General features: G+C 69.7%; 17 protein-coding genes. 6 read left to right on the plus strand and 11 right to left on the minus strand.

Annotation, left to right across the window (positions count from 1 at the left end):
* Positions 1 to 16: 16 nt before the first annotated feature.
* The 6 genes from pgl to tkt are packed head-to-tail and all read right to left on the minus strand — an operon-like array spanning position 17 to position 8,263.
* On the minus strand, positions 17 to 829 hold the full coding sequence (gene pgl, locus AC5RV6_RS08985) for a 6-phosphogluconolactonase (RefSeq protein WP_494006964.1): 813 nt from the start codon (positions 827 to 829) through the stop codon (positions 17 to 19).
* Positions 826 to 1,761: a glucose-6-phosphate dehydrogenase assembly protein OpcA gene (locus tag AC5RV6_RS08990; RefSeq protein WP_494006965.1), complete on the minus strand. Its 936-nt coding sequence runs from the start codon at positions 1,759 to 1,761 to the stop codon at positions 826 to 828. The genes pgl and AC5RV6_RS08990 overlap by 4 nt, the downstream gene beginning before the upstream one ends.
* Positions 1,758 to 3,299, minus strand: a complete 1,542-nt coding sequence (gene zwf, locus AC5RV6_RS08995) for a glucose-6-phosphate dehydrogenase (protein WP_494006966.1) — start codon at positions 3,297 to 3,299, stop codon at positions 1,758 to 1,760. The genes AC5RV6_RS08990 and zwf overlap by 4 nt, the downstream gene beginning before the upstream one ends.
* On the minus strand, positions 3,300 to 4,925 hold the full coding sequence (locus AC5RV6_RS09000; RefSeq protein ID WP_494006967.1) for a phosphoglucose isomerase-related protein: 1,626 nt from the start codon (positions 4,923 to 4,925) through the stop codon (positions 3,300 to 3,302). It abuts the gene before it with no gap.
* 6 nt (positions 4,926 to 4,931) lie between these two features.
* Positions 4,932 to 6,053, minus strand: coding sequence for a transaldolase (gene tal / locus AC5RV6_RS09005; protein WP_494006968.1), 1,122 nt, complete (start codon positions 6,051 to 6,053; stop codon positions 4,932 to 4,934).
* A 23-nt stretch (positions 6,054 to 6,076) separates the two neighbouring features.
* Positions 6,077 to 8,263 carry a transketolase gene (tkt, locus tag AC5RV6_RS09010; protein ID WP_494006969.1) on the minus strand — a complete coding sequence of 729 codons (2,187 nt, stop codon included), beginning with the start codon at positions 8,261 to 8,263 and terminating at the stop codon, positions 6,077 to 6,079.
* A 337-nt stretch (positions 8,264 to 8,600) separates the two neighbouring features.
* On the opposite strand from tkt, the gene AC5RV6_RS09015 reads away from it, so the two are divergent.
* On the plus strand, positions 8,601 to 9,500 hold the full coding sequence (locus AC5RV6_RS09015; RefSeq protein ID WP_494007385.1) for a heme o synthase: 900 nt from the start codon (positions 8,601 to 8,603) through the stop codon (positions 9,498 to 9,500).
* 67 nt (positions 9,501 to 9,567) lie between these two features.
* Here AC5RV6_RS09015 and AC5RV6_RS09020 read toward each other — a convergent pair whose 3' ends face one another.
* From AC5RV6_RS09020 to AC5RV6_RS09040, 5 genes are all read right to left on the minus strand, one after another.
* Complete coding sequence (locus AC5RV6_RS09020; RefSeq protein ID WP_494006970.1) at positions 9,568 to 9,891, minus strand: winged helix-turn-helix domain-containing protein; 324 nt, start codon at positions 9,889 to 9,891, stop codon at positions 9,568 to 9,570.
* Positions 9,888 to 10,340, minus strand: coding sequence for a hypothetical protein (locus AC5RV6_RS09025; protein WP_494006971.1), 453 nt, complete (start codon positions 10,338 to 10,340; stop codon positions 9,888 to 9,890). The genes AC5RV6_RS09020 and AC5RV6_RS09025 overlap by 4 nt, the downstream gene beginning before the upstream one ends.
* A 194-nt stretch (positions 10,341 to 10,534) precedes the next feature.
* Positions 10,535 to 11,434 carry a COX15/CtaA family protein gene (locus AC5RV6_RS09030; protein WP_494007386.1) on the minus strand — a complete coding sequence of 300 codons (900 nt, stop codon included), beginning with the start codon at positions 11,432 to 11,434 and terminating at the stop codon, positions 10,535 to 10,537.
* A gap of 68 nt (positions 11,435 to 11,502) precedes the next feature.
* Positions 11,503 to 12,246: an ABC transporter permease gene (locus tag AC5RV6_RS09035; protein WP_494006972.1), complete on the minus strand. Its 744-nt coding sequence runs from the start codon at positions 12,244 to 12,246 to the stop codon at positions 11,503 to 11,505.
* Positions 12,243 to 13,118 carry an ABC transporter ATP-binding protein gene (locus AC5RV6_RS09040; RefSeq protein ID WP_494007387.1) on the minus strand — a complete coding sequence of 292 codons (876 nt, stop codon included), beginning with the start codon at positions 13,116 to 13,118 and terminating at the stop codon, positions 12,243 to 12,245. Before AC5RV6_RS09040 ends, AC5RV6_RS09035 begins: the two co-directional genes overlap by 4 nt.
* A gap of 192 nt (positions 13,119 to 13,310) precedes the next feature.
* On the opposite strand from AC5RV6_RS09040, the gene AC5RV6_RS09045 reads away from it, so the two are divergent.
* The 5 genes from AC5RV6_RS09045 (at position 13,311) to AC5RV6_RS09065 (ending at position 18,152) form a co-directional block, all read left to right on the plus strand.
* Positions 13,311 to 14,105, plus strand: coding sequence for a helix-turn-helix transcriptional regulator (locus tag AC5RV6_RS09045; RefSeq protein ID WP_494006973.1), 795 nt, complete (start codon positions 13,311 to 13,313; stop codon positions 14,103 to 14,105).
* Positions 14,105 to 15,580, plus strand: a complete 1,476-nt coding sequence (gene sufB, locus AC5RV6_RS09050; protein ID WP_494006974.1) for a Fe-S cluster assembly protein SufB — start codon at positions 14,105 to 14,107, stop codon at positions 15,578 to 15,580. The genes AC5RV6_RS09045 and sufB overlap by 1 nt, the downstream gene beginning before the upstream one ends.
* Positions 15,580 to 16,911: a Fe-S cluster assembly protein SufD gene (sufD, locus tag AC5RV6_RS09055; RefSeq protein WP_494006975.1), complete on the plus strand. Its 1,332-nt coding sequence runs from the start codon at positions 15,580 to 15,582 to the stop codon at positions 16,909 to 16,911. Before sufB ends, sufD begins: the two co-directional genes overlap by 1 nt.
* Positions 16,912 to 17,030: 119 nt before the next feature.
* Positions 17,031 to 17,789 carry a Fe-S cluster assembly ATPase SufC gene (gene sufC, locus AC5RV6_RS09060; protein WP_494006976.1) on the plus strand — a complete coding sequence of 253 codons (759 nt, stop codon included), beginning with the start codon at positions 17,031 to 17,033 and terminating at the stop codon, positions 17,787 to 17,789.
* Between the two features lie 33 nt (positions 17,790 to 17,822).
* The gene (locus tag AC5RV6_RS09065) at positions 17,823 to 18,152 is read left to right on the plus strand and encodes a metal-sulfur cluster assembly factor (protein WP_494006977.1); all 330 of its coding nucleotides are present in this window, start codon (positions 17,823 to 17,825) and stop codon (positions 18,150 to 18,152) included.
* Positions 18,153 to 18,249 lie beyond the last annotated feature (97 nt).

Consider the following 18,249-nt stretch of genomic DNA (forward strand, 5'->3'; position numbering starts at 1 on the left):
CGGGGGACCGGGCAGCTCAGCCTTCCAGCTGGTGCTGCTCGAACAGCCGCTCAGGCAGCTTCGAGGCTGCGGCCTGGTCAATCAGCCAGCGGGTCCGGCTGCGGCCGGAGGGCCCGGCCGCCGGTACCTGCACGGGCCCGGCCCCGGCCAGCGCCAGGCCGACGGCACCGGCCTTGTCCTCTCCCGCCACGGCCAGCCACACCTCGTCGGCCGTGTTGATCGCCTCCATGGTGAGGGAGACCCGCTCCGGCGGCGGCTTGGGGGCGTTGTGCACCGCGACGGTGGTGGCACCGACGGTGCGGGCGCCGGCGGTCTCGGGAAACAGGGAGGCCACGTGGGCGTCGGGACCGACGCCCAGCAGCAGCACGTCGAACCGCGGCAGCCGCGGATCCACCTCGTCGAAGCCAGGCGCGAGCTCCTCCGCGGCAGCGGCGGCGGACAGCGCCCGCGCATAGTCCTGCGCCGCGGCGTCGACGTCGGCGGCCTCACCGGCGGCGGGAACCGGGTGGACCCGGGCCGGATCCACCGGAAGCAGGCCGAGCATGGCCTCCTGCGCCTGGCGGGCGTTACGCTGGGGATCGTCGGCGGGCACGAAGCGTTCATCACCCCACCAGAAGTTCACGCGCTGCCAGTCGACGGCGGTGCGGGCCGGGGCCGAGGCCACGGCTGCGAGCGTGGCGATGCCCAGCGACCCGCCGGTCAGGACCACGGTGGCCTCACCGCGCCGGCTCTGGACGTCGATGAGCTTGGTGATCAGCCGTGCCGCGACGGCTGCGGCCAGCGCGTCGAAGTCCGGGTGGATGCTGACGCCCTTGGGGGTGTTCCTCACGGCGTGGCCCCTTCCCGGGACAGGCACTTCGCCAGCCCCTCAGTGAGTACTTCTCCGAAAACCTCGTCCGGGTCCAGCCGGCGCAGTTCCTCCGCCAGGCAGTCCCGCAGGCTGCGCCGCGGCAGCGCAATCCGCTGCCTCGGCTGGCCCGGCTGGTGCAGGAAGGCCATGGTGTCGCCGGGGCGGTGCAGCTCCACGCTGCCGTCGGCGTGGAGCAGCCGCACCCGGCGCAGGCCGGTCACCTCGGGGTCGGCGACGATCTCCACCGGAACCTGCAGGGCATGCTCCAGCCAGGCGGCCATCAGATAGGTGCTGGCCGAATCCGGGGCACCTTCCACAAGGGCGCCGGTCACCGGCGGCATGCCGGCCTGGTCCAGCACCGCGGCCAGCTGGCCGCGCCAGCTGGTCAGGCGGGTCCAGCTGAGGTCGGTGTCCCCGGCCGTGTAGCTGTCGCTGAGCGAGAGCAGGGCCTGCCGGGGATCCGGTTCATTGCCGGCGTCGGTGATGCGGCGGTGGGCGATCCGGCCCAGGGGCGTCAGCGACGGGTTGTCCGGGATGCCGTGCGGCCACCAGGCCACGATCGGGGCGTCCGGGAGCAGCAGGGCGGAGACCATCGATTCGCTCTCTCCGGCCAGTTCCCCCTGGCCGCTGAGGACGATCACCTCGGACGCGCCGGCGTCGCCGCCGACCCGGATTTCGGCGTCGAGCCGGGTGGCTTCCTCAGGGGAGCCCTCGGCCAGGACAATGATCCGGCAGGGATGCTCACGGCTGGCTTCGTTGGCGGCGGCGATGGCCTCCTCCACGAAGTCCGGCTTGGTGGACACCACCAGGGTCAGCACGCGGCCGAGGGTGACCACGCCGCCCTGTTCGCGCATGGCGACGATCTTCTTCGAGACCTTCGAGGTCGTCGTATCGGGCAGTTCGACAATCACGGCCTTCTCCAGGTCCTTCCGTCACGCGCCAGCAGATCATGCGCCGACTTGGGGCCCCAGCTGCCCGGGGCGTAGGGCTCGGGCCGGGTGTCGAGCGAGGCCCAGTACTCCTCGAACGGATCCAGGATCTTCCAGGACAGCTCCACCTCCTGGTGGCGCGGGAACAGCGGGGGCTCGCCGAGCAGGACGTCGAGGATCAGCCGCTCGTAGGCCTCCGGGCTGGATTCGGTGAACGCATGTCCGTACCCGAAGTCCATCGACACGTCCCGGACCTCCATCTGCGTGCCGGGCACCTTGGACCCGAACCGGATGGTGGCGCCCTCATCCGGCTGGACCCGGATGACGACGGCGTTCTGGCCGAAGTCGTCTCCGTTGTGGTCCCGGAACAGCAGGTTGGGCGTGCGCTTGAAGACCACGGCGATCTCCGTCACGCGCCGCCCCAGCCGTTTGCCGGCCCGCAGGTAGAACGGGGCCCCGGCCCAGCGGCGGGTGTTGATGTCCAGGCGCAGCGCGGCGAACGTCTCGGTGGTGGAATCGGGGTTGAACCCTTCCTCCTCCAGGAAGCCGCTGACCTTCTCGCCGCCCTGCCAGCCTCCGGCGTACTGCCCGCGTGCCGAATGGGTGGACAGGTCCTCGGGGAGCCGGACGGCGGCCAGCACCTTTTCCTTCTCCGCCCGCAGGTGCTCGGCGTCGAAGGAAATCGGCTCCTCCATCGCGGTGAGCGCGAGCAGCTGCAGCAGATGGTTCTGGATGACGTCGCGGGCCGCGCCCACGCCGTCGTAGTAGCCCGCGCGGCCGCCGATGCCGATGTCCTCGGCCATGGTGATCTGCACGTGGTCCACGTAGTTGGCGTTCCAGATCGGTTCGAACAGCTGGTTCGCGAACCGCAGGGCCAGGATGTTCTGGACCGTCTCCTTGCCCAGGTAGTGGTCGATGCGGAAGACCGAATCCGCGGGGAAGACGGACTCGACCACGGCGTTCAGCTCCCGTGCCGAGCGCAGGTCGTGGCCGAAGGGCTTCTCGATGACCACCCGCCGCCACGCGTCGTCGTCGGCCTGGGCCAGCCCGTGCTCGGAGAGCTGCTGGCAGACCTGCTCAAAGCTCTTCGGGGGGACCGAAAGGTAGAACGCGTAGTTGCCGCAGGTGCCCCGGGTTTCGTCCAGGTCCTCGAGGGTGCGCCGCAGCTGTTCGAACGCCGCGCCGTCGTCGAACCCGCCGCGGACAAAGCGGATGCCGTCGGCCAGCTGCTCCCAGACGCCCTCGTTGAACTCGGTGCGGGCGCCGTCCTCGACGGCGGCGCGCACCTCGGCCACGAAGCGTTCATCGTCCCAGTCGCGGCGGCCGAAACCGACCAGCGAGAAGCTGGGCGGCAGCAGGCCGCGGTTGGCGAGGTCGTAGACCGCCGGAATGAGCTTCTTGCGGGCCAGGTCTCCGGTCACGCCGAAGATCACCAGGGCCGAGGGCCCCGCGATCCGGCTCAGCCGCCGGTCGCGGGGGTCCCGCAGCGGGTTGGACCCGCCGCCTGTCGATGCCGCCATCTACCGCTTGCCGTCCCGTGCCATGGCCCGAACGACGTTCTCCAGTTCGGAGGAGCCGTCGGCCCGGTTGATGAGGTTCAGGCGCAGCACCGGGCGCCCGTGGTCGGCGAGCACCTGGGCGTCGCCGGCGGCCTGGGCCTGGATGAGCTCACCGAAGGTGAACGGCCGGCCGGGAATGGCCTGGTCCTCCGCCGGCGTGCCGGTGATCTGCAGGAACACGCCCTGCGCCGGGCCGCCCTTGTGGAACTGGCCGGTGGAGTGCAGGAAGCGCGGGCCCCAGCCAAAGGTCACCGGGCGGCCGCACAGGCCGGCGAGCAGCGGACGGACCGCTTCCAGCCCTGCCTGCTCTGCGCGGTCCAGGTAGGCCTGGACGCTGAGGTAGCCGTCCTCAGGCAGCGCGGCCAGCAGCGCCTGCAGGGCGCCGCGCAGCGTGGTGGTTCCGTTGAGCAGGCCGGCGTCGGCCCGGACCTCGACGGCGCCGTCCACGAAGGTGGGCAGCTCCGGTGCCGGCTGCGCGTCCAGCAGGCCGCGGGCAGCCTTCTTTGCCGCTTCGACGTCGGGCTGGTCGAACGGGTTGATGCCCAGCAGCCGGCCTGCGACCGCGGTGGCGAACTCCCAGAGCATCATCTGGCCGCCGAGGCTGCCGGCCACCTGGACGGCGTTGCCCGTCAGGGCGGTATCGGCGTCCACGGGGGCGAGCCGCACCGCCAGCACATCGGCGGCGTCGGCGGCCAGCTCGGGGGCCCCCGGCTCCACCACCACGGGCAGCAGCCCGCGGCCCAGCTTGCCGGTGGACTCGGCGATGAGCTGTTCGGCCCAGTCGCCGAACCCGGGCAGGCCGGAGCCGTCATCGACGATGACGATCTTGTTGCGCAGCGGATCGGTGCCGCCCAGGGCGGCACCGAGCTGCAGCCCGATGTTGTCCTCGGCGTCGTCGCGCAGCACCTCTCCTGCTTCCTCGGCGTCGTCCAGCAGCCCCTCGATGTCGGCGCCGGCGAGCCCGGCGGGGACCAGCCCGAAGGCGGTGAGGGCCGAGTAGCGGCCGCCCACGTTGGGGTCGGCGTTAAAGACGGCACGGTAGCCGGCGGCGCGCGCGGCCTCGTCCAGCGGAGAACCGGGGTCGGTCACGACCACGATGCGGGAGGCAGCGTCGAGGCCGGCATCCGTAAAGGCCTGCTCAAAAACCCGGCGCTGGGAGTCGGTCTCCACGGTGGAACCCGACTTGGAGGACACCACGATGACGGTCCCTGCCAGGTTGTCGGCCAGGGCGGCACGCACGGCGTCGGGATCAGTGGAGTCCAGCACGGTCAGCGGCACCCCGGCGGCCCGGGTGATGACCTCCGGCGCCAGGGACGAACCGCCCATGCCGGCCAGGACCACGCGGGTGATCCCCTCGGCGGCCAGAGCGCCGCGCAGTTCGGTGATCTGCGCGAGCAGCGGCCGCGAGGCAGGGCCCGGATCCGTCCAGCCGAGGCGGATCGAGGCCTCCGGCTCGGCGTCGGGACCCCAGAGGGTGGCATCGGCGGACATCAGGCGCCCGGCGACCTGGTCGCGCACCAGCGCGGGTACGTGCGCCTCGACGGCGGCGGCCGCAGCTCCGGCGGCTTCGAACGACAGGGTGCCCATCGGGTGCTAGCCCTCCTTCGGTTCGGCGGCGGCGTCGAGGGCGCCCTGCACGGTTTCGAGCAGTTCGCCCCAGCTGACGACGAACTTGTCCAGGCCCTCGGTTTCCAGCAGCTCAACCACGTCCGCATAGGACACGCCCACGGTCTCAAGCCGGTCCAGCAGGGCCGCGGATTCCTCGTAGGTGCCGGTGATGGTGTCGCCGGTGACCTCGCCGTGGTCGAACACGGCCTCCAGCGTCTTCTCCGGCATGGTGTTGACGACGGAGCCGGCCACGAGTCCGGTGACGTAGAGGGTATCCGGCAGATTCGGGTCCTTGACGCCGGTGGAGGCCCAGAGCGGCCGCTGTGCGTTGCCGCCGGCGGCGGCCAGCACCTGCCAGCGCTCGGTGTCGAACTGCTCCTCGAACACCTGGTAGGCCAGGCGGGCGTTCGCCAGCCCGGCCTGGCCCTTGAGCGCCTTGGCCTCGTCGGTGCCGATGGCGTCAAGCCGGCGGTCCACCTCGGTGTCCACCCGGGAGACGAAGAACGAAGCGACGGAGTGGATGGTGCGCAGGTCGTGCCCGTTGTCGCGGGCCTGCTCCAGGCCGGTCATAAACGCGTTGATGACCTCGCGGTAGCGCTCCAGGGAGAAGATCAGCGTCACGTTGACGCTGATGCCTTCGGCCAGGACCGCGGCAATGGCGGGCAGGCCTTCCTGCGTCGCGGGAATCTTGATCAGCACGTTGCTGCGGCCGATCTTCTGGGCCAGCTCCTTGGCCTCATTGACGGTGCCCTGGGTGTCCCGGGAGAGCCGCGGGTCGACCTCGATGGAGACGCGCCCGTCTTCGCCGCCGCTTGCCTGGAACACGGGGGCGAAGATGTCGCAGGCCTGGATGACGTCGTCGGTGGTGATCTCGAAGACCGCCTTGTCGACGTCGGCGCCGCCGGCGGCGAGCTGCTGCACCTGCGGCGCGTAGGACTCGCCGTTGGCCAGGGCCGCGGCGAAGATGCTCGGATTGGTGGTCACGCCAACCACGTTGCGCTCTTCGATCAGCTGCTTCAGGGACCCGGAGACAATGCGTTCCCGGGAAAGGTCATCGAGCCAGATGGACACGCCGGCTTCGGCGAGCCGGGCGGTGTTGGAAGTCATGGGACAGCTCCTTCTGATGGGCTTTACTGCTGGTCGCCGGTGCGGGTGGATTCGGCCCCGGTGGCAGCCTGGGTGGCGTCGGGGGCCGTGTCACCGCCGCGGACGGCGCTGAGCGATTCGCGGGCGGCCGCGGCGACCGCCTCCGAGGTGATGCCGAACTCGCGGAACAGGGTGCGGTAGTCGGCGGACGCGCCGTAGTGCTCGAGGGAGATCGTCCGGCCGGCGTCGCCGACGAGTTCGCGCCAGCTCTGCGCGATGCCGGCCTCGACCGAAACGCGGGCCTTCACCCCGCCGGGCAGCACGGACTCGCGGTAGGCGTCGTCCTGGCGGTTGAACCATTCGATGCTGGGCATCGACACGACGCGGGCGGCGATGCCCTCGGCCATGAGCTCGGAGCGGGCCTCGACGGCCAGCTGCACCTCGGAGCCGGTGCCGATGAGGATGACGTCCGGGCTCACGACGGCGCCGTCGCGGACGGCCTCCGCGAGGACGTATCCGCCTCGGGCGGTGCCGGCCGCGGAGCCGAAGGCGTCGGCCGTGGCGCCGCCTTCGCCGCGGGCGAAGGTGGGCACGTTCTGGCGGGTCAGCACGATGCCGGCCGGGTGCTCGGTGTTCTCCAGGATGGCCTGCCAGGCGGCGGCGACCTCGTTCGCGTCGGCCGGGCGGACGACGTCGAGCCCCGGGATGGCGCGCAGGGAGGCCAGCTGCTCGACCGGCTGGTGGGTCGGGCCGTCTTCACCGAGGCCGATGGAGTCGTGCGTCCACACGTAGATGGAGGGCACGCCCATCAGGGCGCCGAGGCGGATGGCCGGGCGCTGGTAGTCGCTGAAGATGAGGAAGGTGCCGGCGAAGGCGCGGGTGTTGCTGTGCATCGTGATGCCGTTGACGATGGCCGCGGCCGCGTGTTCGCGGATGCCGAAGTGCAGGACCCGTCCGTAGGGGTTGCCGGACCAGGCGGACGTCTGCTTCCCCGCGGGCACGAAGGAGGGAGCACCTTCGATCGTGGTGTTGTTCGACTCGGCGAGGTCGGCGGAGCCGCCCCACAGTTCCGGCAGCACCGGGCCGATGGCGTTGAGGACCTTGCCGGAGGCCGCGCGGGTGGACATGTCCTTGCCGGCCTCGAAGGCGGGCAGCGCCTGCTCCCAGCCCTCGGGCAGGGTGCGGTTCTGCAGCCGGTCCAGGATGGCTGCGCCTTCCGGGTTGGCGTCGCGCCAGCGGGTGAAGCTTTCCTCCCAGGCCCGGCGGGCGCTGCGGCCCCGTTCGGCCACCTGGCGGGCGTGCGCGAGCACGGCCTCGTCCACTTCGAAGGTCTGCTCCGGGTCGAAGCCGAGCGCCTCCTTTAGCGCGGCCACCTCGCTGCCGCCGAGGGCGGAGCCGTGGATCTTGCCGGTGTTCTGCTTGTTCGGCGCCGGCCAGCCGATGATGGTGCGCAGGGAAATGATGGAGGGCCGGCTGGTCTCGGCCTGGGCGGCCTTCAGGGCGCGGTGGAGCTCTTCGACGTCCTCGACGTAGTTCCCGGTCCGGGTCCAGTCCACGCGCTGGGTGTGCCAGCCGTAAGCCTCGTAGCGCTTCAGGACGTCCTCGGTGAAGGCAATGTCGGTGTCGTCTTCGATGGAGATGTGGTTCTCGTCGTAGATGACGACGAGGTTGCCCAGCTCCTGGTGTCCGGCCAGCGAGGAGGCCTCGGCGGTGACGCCCTCCTGCAGGTCGCCGTCGGAGGCGATCACCCAGATGGTGTGGTCGAAGGGGCTGGTTCCCGCGGGAGCCTCGGGATCCAGCAGCCCGCGCAGCCGGCGCTGGGCGTAGGCGAAGCCCACCGAGGTCGCCAGGCCCTGGCCCAGCGGCCCGGTGGTGATCTCCACGCCGTCGGTGTGGCGGTACTCAGGATGCCCGGGGGTCTTGGAGCCCCAGGTGCGCAGGGCCTTCAGGTCCTCCAGCTCCAGGCCGTAACCCGAGAGGAACAGCTGTGCGTAAAGGGTGAGCGAGGTGTGTCCGGGGGAGAGGACGAAGCGGTCACGCCCGATCCACTGCGGGTCGGAGGGGTCGTGGCGCATGAGCTTCTGGAACAGCAGATAGGCCGCGGGGGCCAGGCTCATGGCGGTGCCGGGGTGGCCGTTGCCGACCTTTTCCACCGCATCGGCGGCGAGAACGCGGACGGTGTCCACGGCTTTTCGGTCCAGCTCGGTCCAGCTCAGTTCTTGCTCATCCATCTGCGGCACGTTGACCGGGCCCCTCTCTGTAGTGGCTTGCCGGCGACAGCGCCGGTTCCGGCAGCCGCGGAACAGCGGCGGCCGGGGTGCGGATCGCTACCCACTTTATCCCGCAGCACACCGCCGTGGGCCAATTCCGCACCGCTAATGGAGCCCCGGTTACCCGATGCGAAGCCAAAGGAAGAGGCGGACCGGGCCCGGGCCGTGCGCGGCTTCGATTTCTACAGGAGATAGAGGTTATGATTACTCCGGACTTTCCCATGCCCAGACAGGATCAAGTGATAGCTCCGTGACTACCCAGCACGCCCCCGCCGAAATTCCGGTGTACACCGGGAAGATGACGGCCGGCCGTAAGCTGCGGGCCTATGTTGCGCTGACCAAGCCGCGCGTCATCGAGCTCCTGCTGGTGACCACCCTTCCGACCATGATCTTCGCCGAGCGGGGGATGCCCCCGCTGATGCTGATCCTGGCGACGATGGTCGGCGGCGCCCTGGCCGCCGGCAGCGCCGGAGCGTTCAACTGCTACCTGGACCGGGACATGGACCGGCTGATGCGGCGCACCAAGAACCGCCCGCTGGTGACCGGGGAGGTCACTCCCCGCGAGGCGCTGGTCTTCGCCTGGGCGCTCGGCGCGGTCTCCATCGCCATTCTCTGGGCCGGAGCGAACCTCCTGACGGCCGCCCTCGGTTTGGGCGCGATCCTGCTCTACGTGGTCTTCTACACGCTGATCCTGAAGCGGCGCACCACCCAGAACATCGTCTGGGGCGGCATCGCCGGCTGCATGCCGGTGCTGATCGCCTGGGCCGCGGTCACCAACAGCGTCGAGTGGCCCGCCGTCATCCTGTTCCTGATCATCTTCCTTTGGACGCCGCCGCATTACTGGCCGCTGTCCATGAAGTACGGCGAGGACTACCGCAACGCCAGCGTGCCGATGCTCGGCGCCGTGGCCGGCGCCAAGACGGTGTCCGTGCAGGTCGTGCTCTATGCCTACGCGACCGTGGCCTGCTCCCTTCTGCTGGTTCCCGTCGGCGGAGCCGGCTGGGTCTACACCCTCGGCGCCCTGCTCAGCGGCATCTGGTTTATCGCCGAGTCGCACAAGCTGCATGCCCGCGCCCAGCGCGAAGAGGTGACGGACAAGTCCGCCATGAAGGTCTTCCACCTTTCGATCAGCTACCTCACGGTGCTGTTCCTGGCCCTTGCGGTCGATCCGTTCATCGGCCCGGCCGTCCTGGCCTGATCCGCTTCCGGCCTTCCGGGTCACCGCCCGCCCCGCCGATGGCGCGGGCCGGGTAAGCGGCAGCTTCTCAGGGCCCGTTCTCAAGCCCCTCGGCGATGGCACGCAGCGCCGCGATGTGCCGGGTGAGGGCACGCCGGCCGTCCGGCGTGAGGGACAGCCAGGTCCGCGGCCGCTTTCCGATGTACCCCTTGCGGATGCGCAGATACCCGGCGGCTTCCAGCTGTCCCGCCTGCTTGGACAGCACGGAGTCCGAGACCTCGAGGAGGTCGCGCAGGTGTCCGAACTCCGACTCGTCCACCTGCGCCAGCGCCGCGGCGATGCTGAGCCGGACCGGAGCATGGATGACTTCATCAAGGCTGATGCGTGCACCGGTGCCGGGGTTTTCGCTCACCGTACGGGTCGCAGGATCATCAGAGCCGCCAGGATGCAGGGGGCTGCCGTCAGGGCCCAGGCCCCCGTCGCCAGCGCCGGTCCGATCTCCGACGCATCCAGCAGCACCCGGTTCAGCATGGGTGACACCACCCAGAGGCCCACCAGGAACGATGTGAGGTATCCGGCCCCGACCCACCTCCAGGCATGGCGGGGCACCGAGCGGGTCCGGCGCTGCACAAGCCAGATTCCGGCGAGGAAGAGCAGGAAGGTGAAGGCCGTCCAGGTCAGGAACATGCCGACCCCCAGGGTCGGCCTCGCCACCGCGTTGACGCCCATGACCAAGCCGAGCACGGCGGTGGCTGCAGCGTAGATGCGCCGGTCCTGCGGTCTGGCGGGAGTTCGGGAACCGGCTGCGGCCAGCTGGTTTCGCGCCTGGTTCGGGGTCGGGGGCGGATCGGTGAATGCCATCGATGCTCCTGGGAAGGTGGGAACGGCGGGATCCGGGGCCCGGACGCCGGGTTCCGGTGAAGCAACTACTTTCCAGACTGGCAAGGACTTTCCATCGGCGGATGCGGAAGCCGGCCTTAACTTAAACGGCAGGAGGGCCGCCCCCTCGGGGGCCGGCCCTCCTGCCAAAAAACTCCGCAGCAGCGGTCCGGCGGCTACCGGGCGGCTGCCTTCCCGGCTTCCGCCCCGGCCCGGTCCGGGATCCGGCGCGCGACCCCGGTGAACACCAGGTGCGCGGCGGCGGCGGTCAGCAGCGACGCGCCCAGCATGTGCAGGGCCACCAGGACGATCGGCAGCGCGAGGAAGTGCTGCACGTAGCCGATGACGGCCTGCAGCAGCGTCACGGCCGTCATCAGCACCAGCGCACGGCGCAGGCGCGCGTCCGCCGGCCGCCGCCAGGCAAGGTACAGGGCCACGGCGATCGCGAAGACCAGCAGGTAGACGGGAACCACGTGGATGCGCGTCCACAGATCGGGATCCAGTCCGTTCCGGGCCGCGCCGTGGTCACCCGCGTGCGGGCCGGAGCCGGTGACGATCACGCCGAGCACCACTGCGATCGCCGACAGCACGCCGATCGCCCAGAGCAGCGGACGCATGGCGGACGGCGCCAGCGGCCCGTCCTGTGCCGCCAGCTGTGCTTCGCCGAGCCGTGCACGGTTGACCATCACCGTGGCGGACACGATCAGGATCATCGACACGATGAAGTGCAGGCCCACCACCCACGGGTTCAGCCCGGTCCACACCGTAATGCCGCCGATGAAGGCCTGGGCCGGGATGCCGGCCAGCAGGCCGATGGACAGCCACCAGAGGTCCCGGCGCGCGTGCCGGAGCTTCCAGACGGAGGCCACGGTGCCGAAGGCGATGGCGGTCAGCACGAAGGTCAGGAGGCGGTTGCCGAACTCGATGATGCCGTGGACGCCCATCTCGGGGGTGGCGACCAGCGAGTCCGCGGTGCACAGCGGCCACTCCGGGCAGCCCAGGCCGGAGGCGGTCAGGCGGACGGCGCCGCCGGTGACGACGATGCCGATGTTGGCCACCAGCGACGCAACGGCCATGGCGATGACGAGCCGGCCGGCGACGGAGGGGCGGGCGGCTGGGCCGGTCAGGGTTTGGGACACGGGAACTAACTCCATTTGAACCAGCGGACGGCTGCCAGGCCGCCCAGGATTGCCCACGCCAGCAGGATCAGCGTGGCGGACAGGTTGAACTGCGCCTCGACCAGGGCGCTGCGCAGTGCATCGCCCAGCGCCGCCGAGGGCAGCAGCTCCACCAGGGGAGTCCAGGCGGAGGTCATGTTGGTGGTCGGAATCAGGATCCCGCCGACGGCGGCGAGCAGGATCCACAGCAGGTTGGTGATCGCCAGCGTAGCCTCCGGCCGGGCCGTACCGGCGACCAGCAGCCCAAGGGCGGTGAAGGCGAACGCTCCGAGCAGCAGCAGCGCAAGGCCGGGCAGCAGGCCGGCCGGTTCCGGCCGCCAGCTCAGGAACAGGGCCAGGCCGGTGATCACCGCGACCTGGATCATCAGGACCGCGACGACGGCGATGGCCTTCCCCGCGATGAGCCCGCCGCGCCCCAGCGGCGTGGTGGAGAGGTAGCGCAGGACGCCGTAGCGGCGGTCGAACCCGGTGGCGATGCCCTGGCCGGTGAACGCGGTGGACATGGCGCACAGGGCGAGCACGCCCGGAACGGCCATATCGATGCGGGACGCGCCGTAGCCGTCCAGCAGCGGCGTGACGGTGAGCCCGATCAGCGCAAGGATGGGCAGGACGACGGCGAGGATCAGCTGCTCGCCGTTGCGCAGCATGGTGATGGCCTCGTAGCGGCCCTGCTGCAGGATCCTGGTGGCAAGGGGAGCGGGGGCGCTCATCGGATGTCCCTTCCGGACAGTTCGAGGAACACGTCCTCAAGGGTGCGGGACGCCAGGTGCACCGAGTGGGGCATGATGCCGCGGCGTTCCCACCAGGCGGTGAGCCGGGCCAGGTCGGCGGGGAGGATGCCGCCGGCAACGGTGTAGTGGCCGGCGGCCGTTTCGCCGCACTCAAGATGCGGGAGGCCGGCGTCGGCCAGGTCCAGTCCGGGCTCGGCGGTGAAGGTCAGGACGCGGCTGCGCGCGGTTTCGTCGCTGGCGGCCGTGAGTTCGGCCACTGTTCCGCGGGCCACGGTCCGGCCGTCGTCGATGATGTACACGTAGTCGGCCAGCCGCTGCGCGTCGTCAAGCAGGTGGGTGGTGAGGATGATGCCCAGGCCCTCGTCGCGCAGTTCCTGGATCAGCTCGAAGACGATCTGGCGGGACTGCGGGTCCAGTCCGGCGCTCGGCTCGTCCAGGAAGAGGACCTCCGGGTTGCCCACCAGCGCGCAGGCCAGCGCCAGACGCTGCTTCTGCCCGCCGGAGAGCCGGCGGATGCCCGTGGAGGCGAAGCTGCCGATGCCCAGCCGCTCGACCAGCTCCTCAACGGGCCGGGGGGAGACGTACATCCGCGAGAGGTGCTTCAGCAGGGCGACCGGGCGCGCCGACGGCGGGAGGCCGCCGTCCTGCAGCATGACTCCCACGCGGGCGCGCAGGTCGGCGCCCGCGTTCCAGGGATCCTCGCCCAGCAGGCGCACGGTGCCGCCGTCGGCCGGCATGAGGCCCTGCGCGCAGGCCAGGGTGGTGGTCTTGCCGGCTCCGTTGGTGCCCAGAAGGGCGGTCACCTGGCCGGGGCGGGCGGCGAAGTCGACGTCGGCGATGACACGTATCATCTTCCCGTCGAGCCCGTTCACGGGGCCCAGGTCTTTGACCAGGCCCTCGATGGTCAGGCAGTAATCAGCAGTGGACACCCGGATATTCTACGTTACGTAGTACCCGGTTCCGGGTGGCCGCAAACCGCGCCGAAACAGGTGGGAAGCCTGACCTTAGTAGATCGCCGGAACAGATTAGGTCATGATTGTGTTGTGTATTCCGTGAGCAAAACCGGCCAGAAGAAGGCGGTGAACAAGACCGTGACCGCCCGCGAATCAGAGCAGCGCACCCGAGACCGTGTCCTGGGTGCCGTACTGGAGCACGGCCCGGTCAGCGCCGCGGAACTCGGTGAACTGCTGGGCTTCACGCCCGCAGCGGTCCGCCGCCACCTGGACGCGCTGTCCGGGACGGGACTGATCCAGGTCAAGCGCGTAGGCGGCACCTCCTCCGGTGCGGGCCGGCCCGCGCGCCGATACGTGCTGAGCCCCCAGGGCCAGGCGTATCTGGGCAACGACTACCTGGACATCGCGGTTGAAGCGCTCCGCCAGCTGGGGGATGCCCTGGGCCCGGAAGCGGTGGCGCGTTTCGCCGCCGACCGCTTCGAGGCCCTGGAGGAGAAGTACCGCCCGGCGGTGGAGGCCGCCGGCCCGGCAGTCGAGGACCGCGCGGAGGCGCTGGCCGCTGAACTGACCAAGGACGGCTTCGTGGGATCCACCACGATGATCGGCACGGCCCGCACTCCCAGCACCCTGCTGAGCGTGCAGCTGTGCCAGGGGCACTGCCCCATCCAGGCGCTGGCCAGTTCCTACCCCGTGTTCTGCGACAAGGAGACGGAGGTGTTCTCCCGCCTGCTGGGAGTCGACGTCCGCCGCCTGTCCACGCTCTCCCGCGGCGGACATGTCTGCACCACCCACATTCCCGTCGGCCGCACCCGCACGGCGCCCCCCGCGCCGGCACCGGCCGAAGCGATAACAGCCTCATCCACTCATCAGCAAGAAAGGCCGTGATGACGGATCAAGTAACCCGAAAGTCAGCGGTGCCGGAGTCGGTGCCCCAGACAGTGATTTCGGACATCCTCGAAAGGAACCCCGAACTTGAGGGGATCGGCACCTACGAGTACGGCTGGGCCGACTCCGACGTCGCCGGCTCCTCCGCCCGCCGCGGGCTCAGCGAGGACGTTGTCCGGGACATCTCGGCCAAGAAGAGCGAGCCGGAATGGATGCTCGACCTGCGCCTGAAGGGCCTGAAGTACTTCGACCGCAAGCCCATGCCGACCTGGGGTGCAGACCTCTCCGGCATCGACTTCGACAACATCAAGTACTTCGTGCGCTCCACCGAGAAGCAGGCCGCTTCCTGGGAGGAACTGCCCGAGGACATCCGCAACACCTACGAGAAGCTGGGCATCCCGGAGGCTGAGCGGAACCGCCTCGTCGCCGGCGTCGCCGCCCAGTACGAGTCCGAGGTCGTCTACCACCAGATCCGCGAGGACCTGGAGGCGCAGGGTGTCATCTTCCTGGACACCGACACCGCGCTGAAGGAACACGAGGACATCTTCCGCGAGTACTTCGGCACCGTGATCCCGGTCGGCGACAACAAGTTCGGCTCGCTGAACACCGCCGTTTGGTCCGGCGGCTCCTTCGTGTACGTCCCCAAGGGCGTTCACGTCGAGATCCCGCTGCAGGCCTACTTCCGCATCAACACGGAAAACATGGGCCAGTTCGAGCGCACGCTGATCATCGCCGACGAGGACTCCTACGTCCACTACATCGAAGGCTGCACCGCGCCGATCTACACCTCGGACTCGCTGCACTCCGCCGTCGTCGAGATCGTCGTGAAGAAGAACGCCCGCGTCCGCTACACGACCATCCAGAACTGGTCCAACAACGTCTACAACCTGGTGACCAAGCGCGCCGTGGTCGAGGCCGGCGGCACCATGGAATGGATCGACGGCAACATCGGCTCCAAGGTCACCATGAAGTACCCGGCCGTCTACCTGGTCGGCGAGGAGGCCCGGGGCGAGACCCTGTCCATCGCCTTCGCCGGCGAGGGCCAGCACCAGGACACCGGCTCGAAGATGGTGCACATCGCGCCGAACACCAAGAGCTCGATCATTTCCAAGTCCGTCGCCCGCGGCGGCGGCCGCGCCGCGTACCGCGGCCTGGTCCAGGTCCGCGAAGGCGCCAAGCACTCGGCCAACACCGTGCGCTGCGACGCCCTGCTGGTGGACAACATCTCCCGCTCCGACACGTACCCGTACGTCGACATCCGCGAGGATGACGTCACCATGGGCCACGAGGCCACGGTGTCGCGCGTCAGCGAGGAGCAGCTGTTCTACCTGATGTCCCGCGGCATGCCCGAGGACGAGGCCATGGCCATGATCGTGCGCGGCTTCATCGAGCCGATCGCCCGCGAGCTGCCGATGGAATACGCCCTTGAACTGAACCGCCTTATCGAACTCCAGATGGAAGGAGCCGTCGGTTAATGTCGAAGCTTAACGACGTCGTGGAAACGGTGACCGAGAAGGTCGCCAATGCAGTGGAAGACGTCAAGGCACGGATCGGAGCCGACGGACAGGACCGCCGCGTCCTCATTGACGGATTCACCGAGGAAGGCGAGGACCTCTCGCCGCTGAACGAAACCCGCCAGGTCCTGGGCGGCGACAGCGCCAAGGCGCACAGCCACGGCGGCGGCGAGGGGCTGGCCGACAGCTCCCGCGCCGGCCGGATGACGTCCTTCAACCGGGCGGACTTCGGCAAGCTGACCGGCCGCGAGGAGGACTGGCGGTTCACCCCGCTCAAGCGCCTGCGCGGCCTGCACACCAAGGCGCTCGACGGCGCCGCGCCCGAGCTGGCCGTCGTCGCTCCCGACGGTGTGCTGGTGGAGCATGTGGGACGCGACGACGCCCGCATCGGTTCCGCCGGCATCCCCGAGGACCTGGTCGCAGCCGCAGCGTGGGAGGCCTTCACCGAGGCCACCGTCATCACCATCCCCGAAGGCGTATCGGCCGACGGCGGCGTCACCCTCACGGTGACCGGCGCCGGCACCGACCCGGCCGCCCAGCACCTGGTGATCGACGCCCGCGCCAACTCGCGCGCCGTCGTGGTCCTGGACCACAACGGCACCGGCGTGCTCTCGCAGAACGTCGAGGTCGTCGTCGGCGACAACGCCGAGCTGACCGTCGTGTCCGTCCAGGACTGGGCCGACGACGCCGTGCACGCCTCGGCGCAGTACGCCGTGGTGGGCCGTGACGCCCGCTTCAAGCACGTTGCCGTCAGCCTGGGCGGCGACCTGGTCCGCATCACTCCGTCGGCGCGGTTCACCGCTCCCGGCGGCGAGGTGGAGCTCTACGGCCTGTACTACGCCGACGCCGGCCAGCACCTGGAGCAGCGCCTGTTCGTGGACCACGCAGTTCCCAACTGCAAGTCCAACGTCCTGTACAAGGGCGCCCTGCAGGGCAAGGACGCGCACACCGTCTGGGTAGGCGACGTGCTGATCCGCAAGGAAGCCGAAGGGACCGACACCTACGAGGTGAACCGGAACCTGCTGCTCACCGACGGCTGCCGCGCCGACTCCGTGCCGAACCTGGAGATCGAGACCGGCCTGATCGAGGGTGCCGGCCACGCCAGCGCCACCGGCCGCTTCGACGACGAGCACCTGTTCTACCTGATGGCCCGCGGCATCCCGGAGGAGGCTGCCCGCCGCCTGGTGGTCCGCGGCTTCCTCAACGAGATCATCCAGCAGATCAAGGTGCCCGCCCTCGAGGAGCGGCTCACCGAGGCCGTCGAGCGCGAGCTCGCCGCTTCCGAGAACTGATCGGCGCCACGCAGAACCCTCCGCGCCGGGTGCGGGCCCTCCGGTCCCGCACCCGGTCCGCGGAACCCCACAGCTTAGAGACGCATCCGCCAGAGGGTGCAAAGGAGAAAGCAGACCGCATGTCTACTCTTGAGATCAAGGACCTCCACGTCAGCATCGAGACCGAACAGGGCTCGAAGCAGATCCTGAAGGGCGTGACCCTGACGATCAACACCGGCGAAACCCACGCCATCATGGGCCCGAACGGCTCCGGCAAGTCCACGCTGGCCGCCACCATCGCCGGCCACCCCCGCTACACCGTCGACAGCGGTTCCATCACCCTGGACGGCGAAGACGTCCTGGAGATGAGCGTCGACGAGCGTGCCCGTGCTGGCCTCTTCCTGGCCATGCAGTACCCGGTCGAGGTCCCCGGCGTGACCATGACCAACTTCCTGCGCACCGCCAAGACCGCCCTCGACGGCGAGGCCCCCTCGCTGCGCACCTGGACCAAGGACGTCAAGGCCGCCATGAGCGACCTGCGCATCGACGCCGACTTCGCCGCCCGCAACGTCAACGAGGGCTTCTCCGGCGGTGAGAAGAAGCGCGTGGAGATCCTGCAGCTGGAACTCTTCCACCCGAAGTTCGCCATCCTGGACGAGACGGACTCCGGCCTGGACGTCGACGCGCTGAAGGTCGTCTCCGAGGGTGTGAACCGCGAGCACGCCAAGGGCGGCATGGGCACCCTGCTCATCACCCACTACACGCGCATCCTGCGCTACATCAAGCCGGACTTCGTGCACGTCTTCGTTGACGGCCGGATTGCCGAGCAGGGCGGCCCCGAGCTGGCCGACCGCCTCGAAGAAGAAGGCTACGACCGCTTCGTGGGCGTCGGAGCCTGATCCGTCCCGTCCCGATTACTTAAGGAGCAGATGATGAGCGAAACCGCTGACGCGCGCACATCGCTGGAGGACGTCGAGGAAGCCCTCAAGGACGTCATCGACCCCGAGCTGGGGGTGAACGTCGTCGACCTCGGTCTGCTCTACGGGCTGAAGTACGCCGACGACGGCGCCCTGCTCATCGACATGACCCTCACCACCGCCGCGTGCCCGCTCACCGATGTCATCGAGGAGCAGACCGGCCAGGCGCTGGACGGCGTCGTCGACGAGTGGCGGCTGAACTGGGTGTGGATGCCGCCGTGGGGTCCGGAAAAGATCACCGACGACGGCCGCGACCAGATGCGGGCCCTGGGCTTCAACATCTGATCCGGGCGCCTCGCCTGCAGCATTGCTGAGCACGAAGGGCCGCTTCCCTGTAAAGGGGAGCGGCCCTTCTGCGCGTCCGGGCACGGCCGGGCACGCC

The organism is Arthrobacter saudimassiliensis, assembly GCF_059090665.1.

Bases quoted from the DNA above. Each gene is read 5' to 3' on its own strand.
- zwf (WP_494006966.1), bottom strand. From the start codon at position 3,299: ATGGCGGCATCGACAGGCGGCGGGTCCAACCCGCTGCGGGACCCCCGC.
- AC5RV6_RS09000 (WP_494006967.1), bottom strand. From the start codon at position 4,925: ATGGGCACCCTGTCGTTCGAAGCCGCCGGAGCTGCGGCCGCCGCCGTC.
- tal (WP_494006968.1), bottom strand. From the start codon at position 6,053: ATGACTTCCAACACCGCCCGGCTCGCCGAAGCCGGCGTGTCCATCTGG.
- tkt (WP_494006969.1), bottom strand. From the start codon at position 8,263: ATGGATGAGCAAGAACTGAGCTGGACCGAGCTGGACCGAAAAGCCGTG.
- AC5RV6_RS09015 (WP_494007385.1), top strand. From the start codon at position 8,601: ATGACGGCCGGCCGTAAGCTGCGGGCCTATGTTGCGCTGACCAAGCCG.
- AC5RV6_RS09025 (WP_494006971.1), bottom strand. From the start codon at position 10,340: ATGGCATTCACCGATCCGCCCCCGACCCCGAACCAGGCGCGAAACCAG.
- AC5RV6_RS09030 (WP_494007386.1), bottom strand. From the start codon at position 11,434: ATGGCCGTTGCGTCGCTGGTGGCCAACATCGGCATCGTCGTCACCGGC.
- AC5RV6_RS09035 (WP_494006972.1), bottom strand. From the start codon at position 12,246: ATGAGCGCCCCCGCTCCCCTTGCCACCAGGATCCTGCAGCAGGGCCGC.
- AC5RV6_RS09040 (WP_494007387.1), bottom strand. From the start codon at position 13,118: ATGATACGTGTCATCGCCGACGTCGACTTCGCCGCCCGCCCCGGCCAG.
- sufB (WP_494006974.1), top strand. From the start codon at position 14,105: ATGACGGATCAAGTAACCCGAAAGTCAGCGGTGCCGGAGTCGGTGCCC.
- sufD (WP_494006975.1), top strand. From the start codon at position 15,580: ATGTCGAAGCTTAACGACGTCGTGGAAACGGTGACCGAGAAGGTCGCC.
- sufC (WP_494006976.1), top strand. From the start codon at position 17,031: ATGTCTACTCTTGAGATCAAGGACCTCCACGTCAGCATCGAGACCGAA.
- AC5RV6_RS09065 (WP_494006977.1), top strand. From the start codon at position 17,823: ATGAGCGAAACCGCTGACGCGCGCACATCGCTGGAGGACGTCGAGGAA.